At 41.8% G+C, this 22,207-nt stretch carries 17 protein-coding genes; 7 read left to right on the top strand and 10 right to left on the bottom strand.

Annotated features, from left to right (window positions below; genetic code table 11):
- Positions 1-55 precede the first annotated feature (55 nt).
- Genes DK207_RS11780 through DK207_RS11760 form a run of 5 tightly spaced genes read left to right on the top strand, consistent with a single transcriptional unit; the run spans position 56 to position 6,569 of the window.
- Entirely contained in the window at positions 56-1,228 is a 1,173-nt protein-coding gene (locus DK207_RS11780; protein WP_109441349.1) for an isovaleryl-CoA dehydrogenase, read from the top strand.
- Positions 1,229-1,252: 24 nt separating this feature from the next.
- On the top strand, positions 1,253-2,854 hold the full coding sequence (locus DK207_RS11775) for a carboxyl transferase domain-containing protein (RefSeq protein WP_042874297.1): 1,602 nt from the start codon (positions 1,253-1,255) through the stop codon (positions 2,852-2,854).
- Positions 2,855-2,863: 9 nt separating this feature from the next.
- Positions 2,864-3,667, top strand: a complete 804-nt coding sequence (locus DK207_RS11770; protein ID WP_109441348.1) for an enoyl-CoA hydratase/isomerase family protein — start codon at positions 2,864-2,866, stop codon at positions 3,665-3,667.
- An 11-nt stretch (positions 3,668-3,678) separates the two neighbouring features.
- The gene (locus DK207_RS11765; RefSeq protein ID WP_109441347.1) at positions 3,679-5,670 is read left to right on the top strand and encodes an acetyl/propionyl/methylcrotonyl-CoA carboxylase subunit alpha; all 1,992 of its coding nucleotides are present in this window, start codon (positions 3,679-3,681) and stop codon (positions 5,668-5,670) included.
- Positions 5,667-6,569: a hydroxymethylglutaryl-CoA lyase gene (locus tag DK207_RS11760; RefSeq protein WP_109441346.1), complete on the top strand. Its 903-nt coding sequence runs from the start codon at positions 5,667-5,669 to the stop codon at positions 6,567-6,569. Before DK207_RS11765 ends, DK207_RS11760 begins: the two co-directional genes overlap by 4 nt.
- Before the next feature lie 83 nt (positions 6,570-6,652).
- Here DK207_RS11760 and DK207_RS11755 read toward each other — a convergent pair whose 3' ends face one another.
- Entirely contained in the window at positions 6,653-7,630 is a 978-nt protein-coding gene (locus DK207_RS11755; protein WP_109441367.1) for a LysR family transcriptional regulator, read from the bottom strand.
- Positions 7,631-7,834: 204 nt separating this feature from the next.
- Between DK207_RS11755 and DK207_RS11750 the strand changes: the two genes are divergently transcribed.
- Complete coding sequence (locus tag DK207_RS11750) at positions 7,835-11,317, top strand: indolepyruvate ferredoxin oxidoreductase family protein (protein WP_109441345.1); 3,483 nt, start codon at positions 7,835-7,837, stop codon at positions 11,315-11,317.
- A gap of 90 nt (positions 11,318-11,407) precedes the next feature.
- Here the strand turns inward: DK207_RS11750 and DK207_RS11745 are convergent, their stop codons facing one another.
- The 3 genes from DK207_RS11745 to DK207_RS11735 all read right to left on the bottom strand — a co-directional run bounded on the left by DK207_RS11745 (position 11,408) and on the right by DK207_RS11735 (position 15,000).
- Positions 11,408-12,331, bottom strand: coding sequence for a 2-hydroxyacid dehydrogenase (locus tag DK207_RS11745; protein ID WP_109441344.1), 924 nt, complete (start codon positions 12,329-12,331; stop codon positions 11,408-11,410).
- Positions 12,328-13,083 carry a class II aldolase/adducin family protein gene (locus DK207_RS11740; protein ID WP_109441343.1) on the bottom strand — a complete coding sequence of 252 codons (756 nt, stop codon included), beginning with the start codon at positions 13,081-13,083 and terminating at the stop codon, positions 12,328-12,330. Before DK207_RS11740 ends, DK207_RS11745 begins: the two co-directional genes overlap by 4 nt.
- A 114-nt stretch (positions 13,084-13,197) precedes the next feature.
- A complete protein-coding gene (locus DK207_RS11735; RefSeq protein ID WP_109441342.1) occupies positions 13,198-15,000 on the bottom strand; it encodes an acyl-CoA dehydrogenase C-terminal domain-containing protein in 1,803 nt (600 codons plus the stop codon).
- A 324-nt stretch (positions 15,001-15,324) separates the two neighbouring features.
- Between DK207_RS11735 and DK207_RS11730 the strand changes: the two genes are divergently transcribed.
- Complete coding sequence (locus DK207_RS11730) at positions 15,325-15,762, top strand: PaaI family thioesterase (RefSeq protein ID WP_109441341.1); 438 nt, start codon at positions 15,325-15,327, stop codon at positions 15,760-15,762.
- A gap of 12 nt (positions 15,763-15,774) precedes the next feature.
- Here DK207_RS11730 and DK207_RS11725 read toward each other — a convergent pair whose 3' ends face one another.
- The 6 genes from DK207_RS11725 to DK207_RS11700 are packed head-to-tail and all read right to left on the bottom strand — an operon-like array spanning position 15,775 to position 22,188.
- Positions 15,775-16,992, bottom strand: coding sequence for an MFS transporter (locus DK207_RS11725; RefSeq protein ID WP_109441366.1), 1,218 nt, complete (start codon positions 16,990-16,992; stop codon positions 15,775-15,777).
- A 16-nt stretch (positions 16,993-17,008) separates the two neighbouring features.
- The gene (dcaP, locus tag DK207_RS11720) at positions 17,009-18,325 is read right to left on the bottom strand and encodes an outer membrane trimeric porin-like protein DcaP (protein WP_109441340.1); all 1,317 of its coding nucleotides are present in this window, start codon (positions 18,323-18,325) and stop codon (positions 17,009-17,011) included.
- A 29-nt stretch (positions 18,326-18,354) separates the two neighbouring features.
- A complete protein-coding gene (locus tag DK207_RS11715) occupies positions 18,355-19,008 on the bottom strand; it encodes a 3-oxoacid CoA-transferase subunit B (RefSeq protein ID WP_109441339.1) in 654 nt (217 codons plus the stop codon).
- Entirely contained in the window at positions 19,005-19,676 is a 672-nt protein-coding gene (locus DK207_RS11710) for a 3-oxoacid CoA-transferase subunit A (RefSeq protein ID WP_109441338.1), read from the bottom strand. Before DK207_RS11710 ends, DK207_RS11715 begins: the two co-directional genes overlap by 4 nt.
- 20 nt (positions 19,677-19,696) lie before the next feature.
- Positions 19,697-20,974 (bottom strand): MFS transporter, encoded by a 1,278-nt coding sequence (locus DK207_RS11705; protein ID WP_109441337.1) that lies wholly within the window; start codon positions 20,972-20,974, stop codon positions 19,697-19,699.
- Positions 20,975-21,033: 59 nt separating this feature from the next.
- Positions 21,034-22,188 (bottom strand): acyl-CoA dehydrogenase family protein, encoded by a 1,155-nt coding sequence (locus tag DK207_RS11700; RefSeq protein ID WP_109441336.1) that lies wholly within the window; start codon positions 22,186-22,188, stop codon positions 21,034-21,036.
- Positions 22,189-22,207: the final 19 nt, after the last annotated feature.

The raw sequence follows: 22,207 nt of genomic DNA, 5'->3' as shown, positions 1-22,207 counted from the left end.
AAGCACCTACAACAATGCTTATGGAACAACAAATATAACCAATGGGATGTATACAATGAACCTACGTAGCTTGAATTTTGGTCTAGATGAAACGCTAGTTGCACTACAAGACTCAGTTGCCGCATTCTGTGCAAAGGAAATTTCACCAATTGCTCAACAAGTTGATCAAGACAATAAATTCCCTGCTCATCTTTGGAAAAAGTTTGGCGATATGGGCTTACTAGGCTTAACAGTCTCAGAAGAATACGGTGGCACTAATCTCGGCTATCTCGCTCATATCATTGCTATGCAAGAGATTTCTCGTGCTTCAGCGGCAATTGCGCTTTCCTACGGCGCACATTCTAACTTATGCATCAATCAAATTAACCGTAATGGGAATGAGCAACAAAAGCAGAAATATCTTCCTAAATTAATCTCTGGTGAATACGTCGGTGCCCTTGCGATGTCTGAACCGAATGCGGGTTCTGATGTGGTCAGTATGAAATTACGTGCTGAGCAGAAAGGCGATCATTTTGTTTTAAATGGTTCAAAAATGTGGATTACCAATGGTGGTGATGCGGATGTTCTAGTGGTATACGCAAAAACAGATCCACAAGCAGGTGCAAAAGGCATGACTGCTTTTTTAATTGAAAAAGACATGAAAGGTTTTAGCCATGGGAACCATTTAGACAAACTTGGTATGCGTGGTTCAAATACCTATCCATTATTTTTTGACAATGTAGAAGTACCTGTTGAAAACGTATTGGGCGGTGTGGGCAATGGCGCTAAAGTCCTCATGAGTGGTTTGGACTATGAGCGTGCGGTATTAAGCGCAGGCCCTCTTGGCATTATGGATGCCTGTATGGATGTGGTGATTCCTTACTTACATCAACGCGAACAGTTTGGACAGGCTTTGGGTGAGTTTCAGCTAATGCAAGGCAAACTGGCAGACATGTACTCAACTTGGTTGGCATGTAAGGCGCTTGTATATGCTGTTGGTGCGGCGTGTGACAAAGCAGATCATGATCGTAGCTTACGTAAAGATGCTGCCAGTGCCATTTTATATGCAGCTGAAAAAGCGACATGGATGGCGGGAGAAGCGATTCAAACTTTAGGTGGTAATGGTTATATCAATGAGTTCCCTGCAGGTCGTTTATGGCGCGATGCAAAACTTTATGAAATTGGTGCAGGCACATCTGAAATTCGTCGTATGTTGATCGGACGTGAATTGTTTAATGAAACCAAATAATAACGATAAATCAGGATGCATCATATGAATCAATTACAAAGCAAAATTAATGTGCGAAGTGAAGACTTCAAAACAAACCAACAAGCTATGCAAAGTTTGGTCAATGATTTAACACAAGTTGCCCAGAATATCGCATTAGGTGGTGGAGAAAATGCACGTCAAAAGCATTTAGCACGTGGAAAATTGCTTCCGCGTGAACGTATAGATCAACTGATTGACGTTGGCACAGCTTTTTTAGAAATCGGACAACTTGCTGCGTATAAGGTTTATGAAGATGATATTCCTGCTGCTGGTGTCATTGCGGGTATTGGACAAGTCAATGGTGTGACATGCATGATCGTTGCCAATGACGCAACGGTTAAAGGTGGCACTTATTACCCGCTTACGGTTAAAAAGCATTTACGTGCCCAAGAAATTGCTGAACAAAACCACTTACCTTGTATTTATCTTGTAGATTCAGGTGGTGCATATTTACCTATGCAGGATCAGGTATTCCCTGATCGTGATCACTTCGGACGTATCTTCTACAATCAAGCACGTATGTCGAGCCAAGGTATTGCCCAAATTGCGGTCGTCATGGGTAGCTGTACTGCTGGTGGTGCTTATGTCCCTGCGATGTCAGATGAAACCATCATCGTGCGTAATCAAGGTACTATTTTCTTAGGTGGTCCTCCTCTGGTTAAAGCTGCAACAGGTGAAGTCGTAAGTAGCGAAGATCTCGGTGGTGGTGATGTACATACGCGTCTCTCAGGTGTTGCTGATCACCTCGCTGAAAATGATGAACATGCGATTGCGATTGCACGTAATATCGTTGCCAATTTGAATAAAAAACCAAATGAACTCAATAAGCAGATTGATGAACCATTGTTCGATGCGAAAGAGTTGTATGGCGTAGTCCCTACCGATGCGCGTAAGCCATTTGATGTACGTGAGGTGATTGCACGCATCGTCGATGGTTCTCGTTTCGATGAATTTAAAGCTCGTTTTGGCTCAACCTTGATCACAGGGTTTGCATCACTTTATGGGATGCCCGTCGGAATCATCGCAAATAATGGCATTCTATTTTCTGAATCAGCACAAAAAGGTGCACACTTTATTGAGCTATGTACCCAACGCAATATTCCGTTGTTATTTATTCAAAATATCACAGGCTTTATGGTGGGTCGCCAATACGAAAATGAAGGTATTGCCAAGCACGGTGCAAAACTGGTGATGGCGGTTGCAACAGCTAATGTACCAAAACTTACACTCATCATTGGCGGTTCTTTTGGTGCAGGTAACTACGGTATGTGTGGACGTGCTTATTCTCCACGTTTCTTATGGACTTGGCCAAACTCTCGTATATCAGTCATGGGGGGTGAGCAAGCAGCCAGTGTACTTTCAACTTTGAAGCGTGATCAGATCGAGCAAAAAGGCGCAGAATGGTCAGCACAAGAAGAAGATGAATTCAAGCAACCGATTCGTGATCAGTATGAACGTCAAGGTCATCCTTACTATGCTTCTGCCCGTTTATGGGATGACGGCGTGATTGATCCAGCGCAAACGCGTCAAGTACTTGGTTTAAGTCTAGCCGCTGCAATGAATGCTCCAATTCAACCGACTAAATTTGGCGTGTTCCGCATGTAAGAGGTGTTTATGAGCTATCAATTTTTACAACTGGAACAGCATGATCAAGTGGCATATGTGTGGCTGAATCGCCCTGAGCTACACAATGCCTTCAATACAACGGTGATTGAAGAATTGCATACTTGTTTTAAGCAACTTGCTACCCGTGACAATATTCGAGTTGTGGTTTTAGCAGGTCGTGGCAAAAGCTTTTCAGCGGGTGCAGACCTAAATTGGATGAAACAAGCGGGTCAAGCTTCTACAGAAGAAAATGAAGCCGATGCTTTAAAACTCGCACAGATGCTTGAAGCACTTGCAGCCTTAAAACAGCCAACGATTGCACGTGTTCATGGCATTGCTTTTGGTGGTGGTATGGGTTTGGCATCTGCATGTGATATTTGCATTGCCAGTACCGATGCCAAATTTGCAACCTCTGAGGTTCGATTAGGTCTTGCCCCTTCTACGATTAGCCCATATGTAATTCGTGCGATTGGGGCTAGACAAGCTTCACGCTATTTTTTAACTGCTGAACGTATCTCAGCGCATGAAGCAAAACAAATCGGCTTGGCACATGAAATTGCGGATGCAGAAGATTTAGATAAAAAAGTTCAAGAGATTATTGATGCTTTACTGCTGGGTGGACCACATGCTCAAGCAGCATCTAAGCAACTGATTCAAATGGTCAGCAATCAAAGTATGAATAATGAATTACTTCGACAAACTGCTCAACACATCGCACAAGTCCGTCAAGGCAGTGAGGCAAAAGAAGGCTTAACTGCTTTCTTAAGTAAGCAAGCCCCTGCGTGGACTTCAAATTCCAATAACAACAATTAAGGATGATCAACATGTTTGAAAAGATTTTAATTGCGAACCGTGGTGAGATTGCTTGCCGTGTGATTCGTACTGCCAAAAAATTAGGTATTGCAACGGTTGCGGTTTATTCAGATGCAGACGCTCATGCCCAACACGTTAAACTTGCTGATGAAGCGATTTATATTGGTCAATCTCCTGCAATACAAAGTTATTTACAAGCTGATCGTATTATTCAAGCGGCGATTGATACGGGAAGCCAAGCGATTCATCCTGGTTATGGTTTTCTTTCGGAAAATGATCAATTTGCTTTAGCTTGCCAGCAGCACAATATTTGCTTTATCGGGCCACCTGTTGATGCCATTTTAGCGATGGGCTTAAAAGCAACCTCTAAAGCTTTGATGGAAAAAGCGGGTGTACCTTTAACGCCGGGTTATCACGGAACCAACCAAGATGCTGAATTTTTAAAACAGCAAGCAGATCGTATTGGCTATCCTGTACTCATCAAAGCCAGTGCTGGCGGTGGTGGTAAAGGCATGAGTCTGGTGGAGCGTAGTGAAGATTTCCTACATTCTCTTGCATCTTGTAAACGTGAAGCCAAATCGAGTTTTGGTAATGATGATGTACTGATTGAACGTTATGTGATTCAACCACGTCATATCGAAGTACAAGTATTTGGCGACACGCATGGCAACTATGTACATTTATTTGAACGGGATTGTTCTGTTCAACGTCGTCATCAAAAAGTACTAGAGGAAGCCCCTGCTCCACAAATGCCAAGCGAAAAGCTCGATGCAATGCGTCAAGCTGCAATTGATGCTGCACGTGCTGTAGATTATGTTGGTGCAGGTACGGTTGAGTTTATTGTTGAACAAGACGGTACGGCGTATTTCATGGAAATGAACACACGCTTACAAGTCGAACATCCTGTGACTGAAATGATTACAGGTGAAGATTTAGTTGAATGGCAATTACGTGTTGCGTATGGCGAGCCTTTACCAAAATTACAACATGAATTAAAAATTCACGGGCACGCCCTCGAAGCACGTATTTATGCCGAAGAACCAGAAAAAGGCTTTTTACCTGCGATTGGTAAAATTGACTATCTACGCTACCCAACGCAAAACCAATATGTGCGTGTAGACAGTGGCATTGTTGAAGGCGATGAAATTACCACCTTCTATGATCCAATGATCGCCAAATTGATCGTATGGGGTAAAAACCGTGAAGCTGCTTTGATTCAAATGCAACACGCGCTTAGTCAATTCCATGTCGATGGTTTAGGCAATAACATTGCCTTTTTGCAAAAGATTGTACAGTGTGATTCATTTAAACAAGCAAAGTTGGACACTAATCTGATCCAGCGTGAAGAACAGTTCTTGTTTAGCCCAGCGAATATAAAACCTGAGTTTGTTGTTGCGACTGCATTTATTGAGTTTCTAAGCCAAATGCAAAACAACAAATCAGGTCAAAAACAACTGTGGTTGGCGCAACCCTTATGGCGTAGTAATGTCGCTTATCAGCACAGCATTAAATTGAATTATCTAAACCAAGATATTCAGATTAAATTTTCTGCTGCTGAACAAGGATTTAATGCAGAATTTAACGGTCAAAACTACCACATCACAGGTCAATTGACTGATCAGCATAGTGCTAATATTCAAATTGGTGGGATTAAGCAAAAACTCGCCTTTAATCGAGGTGCGCAAGGTATTACCCTGTTCAACGCTGGACAAAGTTATAAGTTTAGCTATTTGCGTCAAGATTATAATCAAACGGATGGTCAATCTGAGCAAGGACACCTCAAAGCACCGATGCCAGGTGTAGTGACACAATTACTGGTGGGTGCAAACCACACCGTGAAAAAAGATGATGTGCTTTTAACCCTAGAAGCGATGAAAATGGAATACACCATTCGTGCTCCAAAAGATGGTGTGATTTTAGATGCTTATTTCCAAGTCGGCGATCAGGTCAAAGCTGGCGATGAACTTGTGGACTTCCAAGCTGCTGAGGAGGAAGTTGCATGAGTGACTATGTAAAGATTGTGGAAGTTGGGCCTCGTGATGGTTTGCAAAACGAGAAACAAGCTTTAAGCATTGAACAACGATTGAGCTTCATCAATGATTTAATTGATGCAGGTTTGAAGTCAATTGAAGTTGGTTCATGTGTATCAGCCAAATGGGTGCCACAAATGGCACAGAGCGATGAGTTATTTAAATTGTTGCCACAACGCGATGATTTAAATTTGAGCTTGCTCACGCCAAATCTTAAAGGCTTCGAAGCTGCCCTATCCGTAGGATGTAAAGAGGTTGCGGTTTTTACCGCGGCTTCTGAGAGCTTTACCCGAAAGAATATCAATTGTTCGATAGAAGAAAGCCTAGAGCGATTCTCTGAGATTTTTCAAGCAGCGAAATTAAATAATGTCCGAGTACGTGGTTATGTATCTTGTATGGTGGACTGTCCTTATGAAGGTGCAATTGATCCCAAACAAGTCGTGAATGTCGTCAAACGGCTGCATGACATGGGTTGTTATGAGATTTCATTGGGTGAAACCATTGGGACAGCGACACCAGATCGAGTGCAAAAAGTTTGGCAAGCATGCTTAGCAGAATTGGACAGCAAGATTTTGGCAGGACATTTTCATAATACCTATGGGATGGCAATCGCCAATATCTATCAGTCTTTACAGCAAGGTATTCGAGTCTTTGATTCTTCTCTTGCTGGACTGGGTGGTTGTCCTTATGCCAAAGGTTCATCAGGTAATGTCGCGACTGAGGATTTGTATTATTTACTGTCTCATATTGGATATGAAACAGGCATTAATTTAGAGAAGTTGATGTTGGCAAGCCAAAATATCAATCAGACATTGAACCGAAAAAATTTATCGAACTATGCAAATACCTATCTGCAGCAACATTGTGCATAAATAAATTCAGCGATCCTAAATGCTCCGCAAATTCGATTTGAAGGAGCATTTAAAAAATTATTATTTTGAATGAGTTATTACAGTTATTTTATATTTTGAATGTCCTGTTCACTATGGGTCAATTGATAAAAATAAGAAGTGTCGGCCTCTATCTTGGGTGCAATATATTGCTCGACCCAATTTAACCACGCACGTGTTTTGGCATCAATAAAGTGTCGTGATGGCAATAAGGTATAAACCCCAATATCGGGAGAGCGCCAAGTTGGCAAAATGTGACATAAATGTCCCGCCCGAACCGCATCAATCACAGCAAACATAGGCAACAATGCAATCCCCATATCTTGTTGTACCATATCTAATAAAAGTTCAGGCGTATCGGCAATTAACTGACCTGAAATGTCTATTTGATAAGAACAGCTATTTTCACTGACAAGATGCCATTGTGGTGTGATGGATGGATTCACCAACCGCAAACACGCATGTTCATGTAACTCATCTGGTGACTGAGGAATGCCATGTTTTTGCAAGTAAGTAGGTGAAGCACATAACACAGAAAAAATAGTGCCGATTCGACGAGCAACAAATCTTGAATCGGTCAAAGACTCCGTTAAATACAAACTGACATCAATCCCTTTGGCTAAAAGGTCAGGTGCATTTTGAGACGTGCGATATTCAACCGTCAAATCTGGATAAGTTTGGCAGAATTCTGCCATGACAGGCGCAACATAATAATGACCGAAACTTGCCATACTCAAGATTCGTAACCGACCTTTGGGTTTGGTTGCTGTACCTGTCGCTTCGGCTTCAGCTTCTTCAATGATTGAAATCACTTGACGACAGCGTTCCGCATAGGTCGCCCCAATATCGGTCAATGAGTGTTGTCGAGTCGAACGTTGCAACAACTTAACACCCAAACGCGTTTCTAATTCGCTGATCAGACGTGACACCTGTGCCGTGGTCAAATCCATTTGTTCTGCTGCTGCTGTAAAACTTCCACTGTCAATCACTTTCAGGAAAGCATGCATGGCATGCAACAGTCCACCCTCGTGATTTTTGCGCATAACGTAAATATCTTTTCCTAAATTACGCATTGTTGCACCAGATTAGATCAACCACAATGGTAAATATGTACATACATTTGAGCCAGCCCTCTCTTTTAGACGCTAAGCCCATTTTAATTTTTTGTATGTCAATTGCTCCAAACTTCAACTCGGATGTTGAGAAAAGAAAGTCGCACGAACGACCACAATACTAAGGAGACATAAATGAATATAGCGACAAAATTTACTCCAAGAATGATTGCTACAAAGGATGTATCACTTGACGATAAATATATAAGTGATGACGGTACTGCATATATGACGGGTATACAGGCATTGGTTCGTTTACCACTTGCCCAAACACGTCGGGATACTTTAAAAGGTTACCAAACTGCAGGTTTTATTTCAGGATATCGTGGTTCACCTGTAGGTAATTACGACAGCTTCCTTTGGCAAATAGGCGGTTTACTGAAAGATCATCATGTGGTTTTTCAGCCGGGAGTAAATGAGGATTTAGCCGCTACCGCCATTTGGGGGACCCAACAGGCCAACCTTGCAGGACAAGGGAAATATGATGGTGTGACTTCGTGGTGGTATGGCAAAGGTCCTGGTGTCGATCGTTCTGGTGACGTCCTACGCCATGCCAATCTCGCAGGTACAGCCGAACACGGCGGCGTTGTTGCCCTGTTTGGTGATGATCATTCCTGTAAGTCTTCTACAGTTCCGCATCAATCCGAACATGTCATGATTGGTTGCGGTATTCCTATTTTCTATCCAACATCTGTTCAACATATTTTAGATCTTGGTGTTCACGCTGTTGCCATGTCTCGTTTTGCAGGCGTATGGACCTCAATGAAATTGGTAAGTGAAATTGTTGAAACCTCGGCATCAGTTAAAGTTGGTTTAGACCGCGTAACGCCAATTATTCCAGAAGATATCGAATTTCCTGATGGTGGTGTCAATATCCGTTGGCCAGATCATGGGATACAACAAGAAGAACGTCTCTATAAATATCGCCTACCTGCTGTTCTGGCCTATGCACGTGCCAACAAACTGAATCGTGAAACGTGGTCATGCGAAAATGCTCGTGTGGGTATCGTTGCAAGTGGTAAGAGTTATTTAGATACTATTGAAGCATTGCGTATATTAGGCATTGAAGGTGAAACAGCCGAACAACTCGGATTACGTGTTTATCAAGTTGAATTGATTTGGCCGTTAGAACCTCAAGGTATCCGTGAATTTGCACAAGGCTTACAAGAGCTGATCGTGGTCGAAGAAAAACGACCGATCCTTGAAGCACAGATCAAAGATGAGCTCTATTCCCTCCCAGATGATCAACGTCCTCGAGTCATTGGTAAAGCCTGTGATGGAAAAGGTGAATGGAGTACCTCAGTTGAAGAAGCACCACTCATTGGACATTATGAATTCCAGCCTGAACCGATTGCTAAAATGCTTGCAACTCGATTCTTAGGCCTTGATTTACCAGAAGCGTTAAGAACACAAATTCAAAATAAAGCAGACTTATTACTTAAAGCAGAACAAGCGTCTCACGGTGTAACTGATCTCGCAGAGCGCAAACCTTATTTCTGTAGCGGTTGCCCACACAACACCTCAACCGTCCTTCCTGAAGGAAGTCGTGCGCTTGGTGGTATTGGTTGTCACTATATTGCGGTTTCACTTGATCGCGGCACAGAAACCTTCTCTCAGATGGGCGGTGAAGGTGTGAGTTGGGTTGGTGCATCTCCTTTCACCAATGAAAAACATATATTTGCAAATCTTGGTGATGGGACCTATTTCCATTCAGGTTATCTTGCCATTCGCCAAGCGATCGCCGCTAAAGTGAATATTACTTACAAAATCCTTTATAACGATGCGGTTGCCATGACAGGTGGACAACATGTCGATGGTCACTTGAGTGTCGCTCAATTAACCCGCCAGTTAGCAGCGGAAGGGATAAAAAAACAAGTCATTGTGACGGATGAACCTGAACTGATTCATGCAGAAGAAGGAATTGCAGCAAATGTAGAAATTCATCATCGAAATGAATTGGATGCGATTCAACGTCAATTACGCGAAACGTCAGGTGTTACTGCTTTAATTTACGTACAAACTTGTGCCAGCGAAAAACGTCGTCGCCGTAAACGTGATGCCTATCCTGATCCAGCAGAACGTATCTATATCAATACGGATATATGTGAAAGCTGTGGTGATTGTTCTAAAAAATCGAATTGTTTATCCATTGAAACTGTAGAAACTGCATTAGGACCAAAACGCCAGATTAATCAAAGCACGTGTAACAAAGATTTTTCTTGTGTTGACGGTTTCTGTCCAAGTTTTGTCACGGTACATACCCGCGACATGAAACGTCCTGAAAAATTTGAAGGTATTGCTGCAGGTTGGCCTGAAACACCAATCATTCCAGTACTTGATGATGTACCAAATCGTATTATGGTAGGTGGTGTTGGTGGTACAGGTGTGGTGACGATTGGTGCCCTACTCGGTATGGCAGCACATCTTGAAGGTAAAGCAACACGTGTGATGGATATGGCTGGACTGGCTCAAAAAGGCGGTACGGTTTATTCCTATATCCAAGTCGCAAATTCAGATGAGCATATTTCTTCAACCAAGATTCCAGCGGGTCAATGTGATCTTTTAATCGGTGCAGATGCTGTGGTTGCCGGTAGTGGTGCTGCACTTTCTCGCTTAAAAGAAAATGCGGTGGTGATTGTGAATGAAGATGCTTCACCGACATCAGACTTTATTGACTCTCGTGACTGGTATGCGCCTATCAGTGACTTAGTTGATCGTCTACGTGGTCGTACCCGCAAAGGCACACTAGTATCACTATCTGCGACACGTATCGCAACTTTAGTACTGGGCGATGCAATCTTTACCAATCAACTATTACTTGGTATGGCATGGCAATCAGGTCGTATACCGCTATTACGTCAAAGCATTGAAAAAGCGATTCAACTCAATGGCACTGCCGTAGAAAAGAATCTCGAAGCTTTCCGAGTTGGGTGCCATCTTGCCAGTGATCCAAGTTTAGCGCCACGATTGCTTGCAGCCATGCAAAAAACTAAAAAACCTGAAACATTGGCTGAATTAATCGAGGATCGTTCAGCACGTTTGGTTGACTATTGGAATGAAGCCTATGCGATGAAGTATCGTCGTTTAGTTGAACAAGCATTGAAAGCATTACCAGAAGAATTGACCGCGACCATTGCCACACAACTGTATCGTGTGATGGCTTATAAAGATGAATATGAAGTCGCTCGTCTTTTAACCGGTAAAAAATTCAAAGAGTCGATTGAAACCCATTTTGGTAAAGGTTTACGCTTAACTTACCATCTTGCTCCACCGACTTTAGGTGCTGATCAAAATATTCGTAAGCGTGCTTTCGGATACTGGATTCGTTTCCCAATGATGTTACTTGCACGTTTGCAGTTGCTTCGGGAAACCTTCCTCGATCCATTTGCACGTCATGAAGAACGCAGACGTGAACAAGCTTGGCGTGATCGTTATATCGCATTTGTTGAAAGATTGGTTGCTGCCCCTGAACGTTATGACCTTGCTGTGGCTGAAGAAATTGCCAAACTACCTGTAGAAGTACGTGGTTTTGGTCATATTAAAACCCAAGCCATGCAAACAGCGATGCAACGTTGGGATGAGTTAGCGTTCAGTCTACAAAAACAACGTGCTTCATAACCTCTAAACTTTACTTTAAGTCAGACATTATCCCGTAAGTCATACGGGATAATGTCCTTTTGGGGATTGAATCTTTCGAAGCGGATATCATCAATAACCTTTAGTTGTATCTATTGGATTGAGCAAATTTCGCCCCTGTTTAATCCGTCTATCATTTTCTAAAATCTGTTCCACTACAACAGACCATGGTGCGTGGGAGGCAACATGCGGTGTGACTACAATTTTATGATGCTGCCAAAGTGGGCTTTCTACCGCCAAAGGTTCATGGCTAAACACATCCAGAATTGCGCCACGCAAATGTCCCGAATCTAGGTAATCAATTAAATCTTGCTCGACCAAATGTTGACCACGACCACAATTAATGACGCACGCTCGTTCGGGTAACTGGTCAAATAAATCCCGAGATAAAATCCCTCGGTTACTTTCCGTTAGGGGTAACAAGTTAATCAAAATTTCTGCCTGACTGAGGAAAGCACCAAAGTCTGAGTCGCCTGCAAAACACTGTACATTCTCTAGGGACTTAAGACTACGTGACCAACCTGATACTTGATAGCCCAATGCAGCAAATCGTTGACTAATATATCCTCCCATTTGCCCCAACCCCATAATTCCGATCTTTATCTCAGCACCACTACGTTGAGGATACTGCCGCCATCGTAGTTGCTTTTTTTGCTCAAAGGCCTGATCAAAGAAACGCTGATAATAAAGGACACCCCATTGTAAATAGTCAAACATTCCTTTTTGATGAAGCTGATCCACAACTCGGCAGACTTGATAACGCTGACCAATTCTCTCCAGATTTAGATGTTCAACACCTGCTGCCATCGAATGAATCAGTTTAAGTTGAGGCAAAGTCTCCAGATAATCTAAATCGGGGAACCAAGAAACAGCAGTGGTGGCATGTAATGCTTCTGCACTATGCGCCAAGCAATAGGATTCGTTAGGTGCATACTTTGCAAAGGCATCTTCTAGCCATTTTTGGATTTTTGGAACAGTGGTTGAAATCACAATCATGAGCAGTATTCCTCACGTTGCTGTTCAATTAGAGATAAAGCTGCCTGCCAAGCATTTAAAATAATTTGCTCAATGGCCTTTGACTCAAACTGTTTTGCGGTATGCACACAAACGGCTTCTGAGGGGTAATTTAACTCTCCTCCTCCTGCAAGTGCTTTGATTTGTGCCTGACAAGCGCGTTCAAGGAAATAAATCTCATGAAAAGCACGTTGAATACTATCACCAACGGCAAGTAAACCATGATTTCTCAAAATCATGACACGATTGTCGGCCATGTCCTGAACCAAGCGGTTTCTTTCTTCGGTCAGTAATGCAACTCCTTCATAATCGTGATAGCTCACTTTGTTATAAAACTTTAATGCGTGTTGAGATATTGGTAATAAACCATGCTTTTGTGCTGAAACGGCAATCCCATCAGCGGTATGCGTATGAATCACACAATGCACATCTGATCGTGCTGCGTGCAAGGCAGAATGAATCACAAAACCCGCAACGTTGACCTGTTTACCTGCATCGTATTCTTCAACGATTTGGCCTTCCTCATCAATTTTAACCAAATCGGATGCCCGTATTTTTTCAAAAGGAATACCATAATGATTAATCAGAAAATGTCCCTTTTCGTCTGGTACACGCAAGCTAATATGTGTATCGATTAAATCAGTCATCCGATAATAGGCAATTAATCGATATAAAGCCGCCAGTTGACAACGTGCTTCCCATTCTGTCGCCGCTACCACAGTTCTTAAACTCATTTTATATCCCTACTTAACTATTTTTCCGAAAGAGCCATCAGTCTGAAAGAAACAAGGCAAACGAGGTTTGCCTTGTTTTTGAGTCTGTCCACCGTCGTTCAGATCCGCTAAACATTAGAAAGCAAAAGCATCTTCTTCGAGTTCCATCACCGATTCGGCACCTGTTTCAATTGCCGCCGCATGGGCCTCGGTACGGTGTAGCAATTTTTGATAGAAAAACTTGGCTGTACTCAGCTTCGCCTTATAGAACTTCTCGTCTTGCGATCCTGCTTTCAGTTTATCGAGTGCAACTTGTGCCATACGCGTCCAAAGATAAGCAAATACGGTATAGCTTGAGAAATAGAGATAATCTACTGAAGCAGCACCAATCTCTTCTGGGTTTTTCTTAGCTCTTTTTGCAATATGATCCGTGAGCGATAACCAGCGTTGTTTGAGCTGAGCCAGTTTGTCAAGATATGGCTTCAATTCAGCATTGTTGTGATGGTCCTGAATAAATTGCTCAATCAAACTGGTCATATTTTTTAATAATTTGCCTTCAGATTTGAGAACTTTACGCGCCAATAAATCGAGTGACTGGATCTCGGTAGTGCCTTCGTACAAAGTCGAGATACGAGCATCTCGAATGATTTGCTCCATACCGTGTTCAACAATAAACCCATGACCACCAAAAACTTGTACACCATGCTTAGCAGACTCATTGCCAGATTCAGTTAAAAATGCTTTAGCAATCGGGGTCAGGAAAGCCAATAGTTCATCTGAATACTTTTTCTGGGTCAGATCATCAGATTTTTCCACCCGATCAACATGCTCAGCGAGAAGATAAGCAAGCGCACGTCCACCTTCCGAAAATGCTTTTTGGGTCATCAACATGGAACGCACCGCTGGATGAACGATGATCGGATCAGCATTTTTTTCTGTGCATTTGGCACCTGACAGAGAACGCATTGCCAGACGTTCTTTGGCATAGTTCAACGCGCCTTGAAAAGCTATCTCAGAAGCGGCTAAACCTTGCATAGCTGTACCAATTCGAGCTGTGTTCATGAACGTAAACATACAATTCAGCCCACGATTTTCAGGACCAATTAAATATCCTTTTGCACCGTCAAAATTCAATACACATGTTGCATTACCGTGGATGCCCATTTTATGCTCGATAGAAGTACATACCACGTGATTTCGATCCTGTAGATTTCCAGCATCATCTACATTAAATTTTGGAACGATAAACAGTGAAATTCCTTTTGTACCTGATGGTGCATTTGGCAATCTTGCAAGTACGATATGAATAATGTTTTCAGAAAGATCATGCTCACCCGCTGAAATGAAAATTTTCTCGCCCGTAATTGCATAGCTTCCATCCGGGTTAGGCTCGGCCTTTGTTCGAATAATCCCGAGATCTGAGCCAGCATGTGATTCTGTTAAACACATGGTTCCTGTCCAGATACCCTTAATAAGATGAGGGAGAAATTTTTGTTTTTGTTGCTCGGTTCCATGATGTTCAATCGTTCGCATTGCACCATGAGATAAACCTGGATACATCGCCCAAGCCCAATTTGAACTGCATAACATTTCTGAAATTACGATACGTAATAAAGTTGGCAGTCCTTGGCCGCCATATTCAGGGGCCGCGGTCAGTGAGGTAAAACCAAGTTCAGCATATTTGTGATACGCCTCTTTAAAACCCGCGGGCGTTGTTACGACGCCTTGGTTTAAATGACATCCCTCTTGATCACCGCTGTGGTTGATGGGTGATAGCTCATTTTCACAAAAATCCGCGGCAGCCTCTAAATATTGATCAATCAATTCTCGACTTATGGTCTCCTGATAATCAGGTAGAGATTGATACGTTTTTTCTGTTTGCAACAGTTCATGTAAGACAAATTGCATATCACGTAACGGGGCTTTATATAGAGGCATTGTTTTTTCCTTTCATCTCTCGCATCTGTTTACTGAGGGTAAGCAGATATAAATTTTTCCTTGAATGAACTTTTATTATTTCAGTCATCTAAAAATATCAAATAAATTTCATATTGCAAAATTAATTTTCATTAATTCCGTGTAATTTTATATAAAAAAGACAAATTAAATCCATAAAAATAAATTAATACAGTAATTTAACTTATTTTTAAAAAATAAACTTTGAATCAAATCTATTGTGATATATTTTGTATTACAAAATTTTATTTCATTATATTGAATTATAATATGGTGATTTTATTCATAACAATCAAAGGATGATTTATGCATGGCTCGAATTACACAGGTCTTGAATTCTTAACCGCATTAAAAAATGGAGAAGTTCCTGCCTCACCTATGGCCCATACTATTCCTATGAAATTAATCGAAGTTTCTATAGGTAAAGCCACTTACGAGGTGCGACCAGGTCCTGAACACATGAACATTCAGGGCGGCGTACATGGCGGATTTTATGCCACCGTCTTAGATACTGTAACGGGAAGTGCAGCACATAGCCTACTTGATGCTGATGTTAATTACGGTACTATTGACCTAAATGTAAAAATGATTCGTCCTATGCAAGTCAACATGATTTATTATGCACAAGCCGAGCTTATCAATGCTGGACGCAATATTATAACTACAGAAGGGAAAATCATTGACCGCGAAGGAAAAGTCTATGCCTTTGCTTCAGCAACCCTCATGGTCATTCATCGAAAGTAAATGATCGAGTACTTATAGGTACGAGCTGATTTCAGCTTTGTTTTTCATCATGATGAAATCAATTCGATCTATGACAAAACTAATGGTGGCCATGCCTAAACCAATCATGGCACACCCTTCCCATCCCCAGTGTTTCCATGCATAAACTGCAATAAATGAGCCTGATGCTGCGCCAGCAAAATATAAAGTCATATAAATTGAGTTAATACGAGAACGGGCCTGAACAGAGATTCGGTAAATCAAATTCTGATTTAAAACATGGATAGCGGATAACCCAAAGTAAGCCATTATCACGCCAAGTGCATAAGCAAACAGTGAATATTGAGCAAAAAATAAGGGAATCCAAGCCAAGATCAATAAGCACATACAAACTAGTGCAACTTTATTTTCATGTTGTGCAGCGATTTGCTTTCCTGCCCAATGTGTCGCAAATACCCCTGCCAGCCCGACAATACCAAATAGACCAATTTGAAAATCATTAAAATGGTAGGGTGCATTGGCGAGAATAAATGTCATCGTCGTAAAAATGAGTGCCAGGATTCCAAAGCCGATTCCTCCAGCCAGACCACGCCTGAGTAAATGAGGTTGGTGAGTGGCCAAAGTAAATAAAGAACGATAAATCTGTATCAAAGTCATGTGATGGGTGTTGCGACTCACGGGGAGTTTTAACCACATCATTATGGCACATGCCAAAATAAGCCCTCCACTTAACAGATAAACCGCATGCCATGACCAAAGTGTGGATAATAGACCAGCAATTGATCTCGCCAACAGTATGCCTAAGAATAAACCGCTCATCAGCATACTTACGACGTGGGGGCTTTTTTTAGGACTAGCCAATCCTGCTGCAAATGGCACCAAAACTTGAGTTGCGATAGAAAAAAAAGCAGCTAAAAAAGTGAAACTATATAAAGTAGATAAATTGGGGCTAAGAGATAAGCAGATTTGGGATAAACCAGTAAAACACATCAGTAAACAGATATAGCTTCGCTTCTCAAAAAGGTCTCCCAACGGCACTAAAATAAAAAGGCCAGCTGCATAAGACAGCTGACCAATAACAATGGTAAAAGCAACCTGCTCTGCGCTTACATGAAGTGCCTGAGCAATAGAATAAATTAAGGGTTGATTGTAATAGTTTGACCCCGCACAAATACCACATGTCATGGCCATGATAAAAATAAAGCCTTTTGACAAGATATCTTCGGTCGGAGGTCGAACTGTTTTGTCCATCATTTATGATGCTCTATTAGAATTTATACATCGATACGAAGTTAATACGCGACACATCCGCGGTTCTACCATCAAACACTTCACGCTTACCTTGATGGTACTCTACACCAAAATCCATTTGCTCATCCGGCGAATAAAAAACATTCGCTGCATAATCTGTGAGACGTTTATTAGTATCTGGGTTGAGTTTTGAGTAGGCTGTTGAATCATATTCAAACATTGAAGCTGATAAGTTCGCGCGCCATTGTTTATTAAATTTGTATGAATAACCAAGATTTATGCTGTTTAACTTATTCATGAGCAAATCGTCTTTTTCTTCATTTAGAGAAAAATCCCCTGCAGCATTTAGACTGCCAGCATTTGCCAATCCACTTTGAGAGGTATAGGACATAAACTTCTGGTCACCCACAATATGTTGGTAATTTGCTTGAATTGATTGCTTAGGATCAACTTGGTATTTTACGCCCGCACCTGCTCCCCAGCTCACCTTTTTTACGGTATCCGTCGCTACATCTACTGATTTTTCATTTACGAAACCCTGAGCAATTGCCAACCAAGGGCCATCTTTAAATGTGTATTTTCCAGTAAGTGATGGGAAAGCAGAAACACGTGACCCTGTATGCTCGAAAGCGACTTTTAGGTTATGGTTCGCATCAATATTCCAGTTATAGCGCATCTGTGGAGTACGTGTATAAGACGTCCCAACGAACTGGGTATAATCCACCGACTCTGTACGTGTCTCCATATTAGACATCAATGACCAAGTTTGACCAAAAGTCCAATCTTTATAATTGAAGAAGGCTTGGCGGATACGGAACTTTCCATCACCCTGTCCCATATTGCTACTATCAAAGAAGTCTGCTTCAAGATTCCCTGTTACTGTCTTGCTCGGATTATTAAAATATACCCCTAAGCGACTGGCTGTCATCCCGACATCTGAACGTGTGTGATTGGAACGTTTATCATTTTCGAAAGGTGTACGAAATAATGCGCTGGTTGTGCGTCCGCCGCTATCTGGAGATGATTTAAAATCAACCGTGGCATCCATACGTGCAATCCCATAGACCTTCACATTGTCTGTCCATGTAATCCAAGATGGTGCAATTGGTTTCTCTACATTCGTTATTATTTTTTCTTTTTCTACGTCCTGTTGGATTTTCTCTTGTTTAACTTGCAAATTCGTTTGCGCCTCTTTTTGGTTTGCAAGTTCAACTTTTAATTTTTGTAACTCTGCTTCTAATAGATTAATCCGCTGTTCTGTATTTAGCGTAGAGTTTGCAAAAACAGTCCCTGATACCGCAGCACAAGCTGCAGCTAAAATAATCTTTTTCATCTGTTAATCCTTTTGAGCGTTTCTTATACCTAGACTGTGCGTGAGTCAGTGAGCAAACAGCCTGTCATTTTTTGTAATTCCTTAAAACTTAGTCCCGGAGCAATTTCGGTGACATAAGCATTTTGATCTTTCAAATCGATAATGCATAAATCGGTATAAATCCGGTCTACACAGCATTCACCCGTAATGGGATAAGTAAGTTCCGAGACAACTTTTGGCTCTCCGTGTTTGGTTAGATGCTCCATGTAAACATAGATTTTTTTAGCACCCACGGCCAAATCCATCGCCCCTCCAACAGCAGGCACATCATCGACTTTGCCTGTATGCCAGTTAGCCAAATCACCATTTACCGCAACCTGAAATGCTCCAATTACACAAATGTCCAGATGACCACCGCGCATAATGTCAAAGGAATCACCATGATGCATGAAGCAACCACCATCAAGTAAAGTAATCAACTCCTTTCCTGCATTTACTAAATCGGGATCTTCTTCATCAGGTTGTGGTGGCGGACCAAAAGCCAAGACACCATTTTCTGAATGTAAAAATATTTCCCTATCTTTTGGTAGATATTTGGCGACATTGGTTGGCAAACCGATACCCAGATTGACATAAGCACCGTCAGGAATATCGTGAGCAATAATTTTTGCGATATCTTCACGAGAACGTTTTTGAACTGTCATGTGATATCTCCTACCTTTACAATATGCTGTACAAAAATTCCCGGTGTAATAATGCATTCAGGATCGAGACTGCCCAGCTCTACTGTTTCATTGACTTGAGCAATCGTTGTTTTAGCTGCCTTTGCCATGATTGGGCCAAAGTTTCGGGCAGCTTTACGGTAAGTTAAATTCCCCCAACGATCCGCTTTATCCGCATAAATCAAAGCGAAATCAGCGTCAAGCGGATATTCAAGTACATAATTTTTACCATTAATGGTTCTGGTTTCTTTACCCTCGGCAATTTTTGTTCCATAACCTGTGGGTGTGAATACTGCACCTAAACCTGCACCTGCAGCTTGAATCCGACATGCGAGATTACCTTGAGGAACCAATTCCAGGTCAATTTTTCCGGCACGATATAAATCAGGAAAAACGGTTGAGCTGGCAGATTTGGGAAAGGAACTAATAAGTTTTCTGACACATCCAGCCAAGAACAGTTTCGTGAGTCCTTCTGGGCCAGATGAAGCATTATTATTTATAATGACTAAGTCTTTTTTACCCAGATCAATCAGGGCTTCAATCAGTTGCGTCGGTTGACCTGTCACACCAAAACCACTGGTCATAATTGTCGCACCGTCAGGAATTGTCTTGAGTATCGGCTCAATATTATTCGTAATCTTATTCACCATTTCCCATCTCCTCTTTCCCATTATTCAGCTTTCTGAGGATCATAGAGACGATCTTTAATGAATAATGTTGGAATCAAACCCGCTAGAAAATATGCAGCGCCCATCAATAGCAAGCCTGCACCAATCGAGCCATTTAGTGCTAAATATCCAATTGCAACAGGTGCAAACACTGCCCCAATACGACCAATGTTAAAAGCGCCACCTACTGCTGTACCACGAATCGAGGTTGGAAAACTTTCTGTTAGATAGGTTGCATTAATTGCATATGGGATCCCATAAAGGAAACCGAAAATCAGCATCAACCAGCCAATATTTTCAGCAGTATGCATATATACAACGATAGGAATAAAAAGTGCGGTTCCCATGGTGCCGAAAGCAAATACTGTACGACGTCCAATACGATCCGCAACAAAGCCCGCAACCACTTTTGCAAACATCATGGTCAAGAAAGTACCCACCATATAAACGGCCATTTCTTTAAACTTAATTCCCAATTCTGCTTCCAGATAAGAAGGCAGCCAGTTACTGACACCGAAATAACCAAACAATAGAAAACCAGAGCTGAATGACCATAGCATCAACATCTTGCCGTGTTGTTTATCTTTAAATAATGCAATATAAGGATTTACAGATTTTTTTGTATTGGTTGAGTCTGCTTTAGTGAGCTTTAAAGCACGAGATTGTTTCCATGATTCAGGTTCTGGCACCAATATCCACATTAAAACAGCCAGAATAATGGGTACAATCGTAATAAAATACAGCATTCTCCAGCCGTATTCAGGAACGATCCAACCCGATAGCCCCGTAATCGTAAGTGAACCTAAGGTAAAGCCCGTCATTAATGTTGCCAAAATCGTTGTACGGTATTTGGTCGGTACAAGTTCAGACATTAATGTATTACAAGTGATGTATAACGAACCTAAACCAAGACAGGTAAAAAATCTCAGAATTGCCACTTGTTCATAAGATTGAGCAAAGCCTGTACACGCTGAGAGTATGGCAAACAATGCTGTCGCAATAACAATAATACGAACACGCCCAAATCGGTCACTTGCCCACCCGCCAAAAAGTCCACCAATCGCCATTCCTAGAATTGACCAACTTCCTAAAGCACCAGCCTGAACACTGGTTAGTCCAAATTCAGCCTTTAAACTGGTTAATGTAAACGCCAAAATCCCGAGATCAGCGCCATCACAAAGTAGAACAAAAAAACAAAAAATGAATGCCGTCATCCAAACACGTTTAGGTGTTTGGATCGCCTCATTCATCTGTGCTGAGTTAAGTACGTCGGTTGTCATATTCACATCCTCAATGTCTTAAATTAGGGCATCTATCCTTGCCCCTTTTGTTATTCGTATTAGCCTGTTATTTCTTTAATCATATTTTTTGCGATGATGAGTTGTTGAACTTGAGTCGTACCTTCGTATAGACGGAACAAACGTACATCTCTATAGAAACGCTCAATTGAATATTCGCTAATATATCCCGCCCCGCCATGAATCTGGACGCAACGATCTGCGACTCGACCACACATTTCAGTCGCAAACATTTTGGCGCATGAAGCTTCCGTACTAATGTTCTCGCCATTATCACGACGTCGTGCTGCATCGATCACCATGCATTTAGCTGCGTAGATTTCAGCTTTTGAGTCAGCAAGCATGGCTTGAATTAACTGAAAGTTAGCAATCGGTTGACCAAATTGTTTACGTTCAATCGCATAGTTAAGCGCATCATCCAACATACGTTCCGCAACACCGACGCTGTATGCCCCGATATGTAGGCGACCTTTATCTAAAACTTTCATCGCTGTCTTAAACCCTACGCCTTCAACTCCACCAATCAATGCAGAAGTCGGGATACGGCAATTTTCAAAAATCACATCACAGGTATGGGAGCCTTTTTGCCCCATTTTTTGATCAATTTTGCCGAGGGTGATTCCTGGGGTATTGGCTTCTACTAAAAATGCTGAAATACCGCCTGACCCTTTAATTTGCGGATTAGTTCGCGCCATCACCGTAAACGTTGCAGCATGAGGTGCATTGGTAATAAAACGCTTAGTGCCATTAAGAATATAAAAATCACCGTCTTTTACAGCCGATGTTTTTAATGACGCTGCATCCGAGCCTGCTTCTGGTTCTGTCAAACAAAATGAGCCAATAATTTCACCACTAGCGTAACGTGGAAGATATTTTTGTTTTTGCTCTTCAGTACCATCAATCAAAATCGCACTTGAACCGATTCCATTATTGGTGCCGATCAGTGAACGAAAAGCAGGTGAAGTATGACCAAGTTCAAAAGCAACATTCACCTCTTCCTCCATAGTGATACCTAAACCACCATATTGTTCAGGGATAGTAAGCCCGAATAAACCAAGTTCACGCATTTGTTGCACGATGTCATCAGGAATTTTATCGGTTTCAGCGACTTCATGCTCACGGGGGATTAATTCATTTTTTACGAAATTGCGAATCGTTGTGAGCAGTTGTTCTAACATCCCTTCATCACGGATCATCAGTGATCTCCCTTTTTAT

The sequence above is a fragment of the Acinetobacter haemolyticus genome, from assembly GCF_900406815.1.
Classification (GTDB): domain Bacteria; phylum Pseudomonadota; class Gammaproteobacteria; order Pseudomonadales; family Moraxellaceae; genus Acinetobacter; species Acinetobacter haemolyticus_A.
This window is presented reverse-complemented; position numbering and strand designations above follow the sequence as displayed.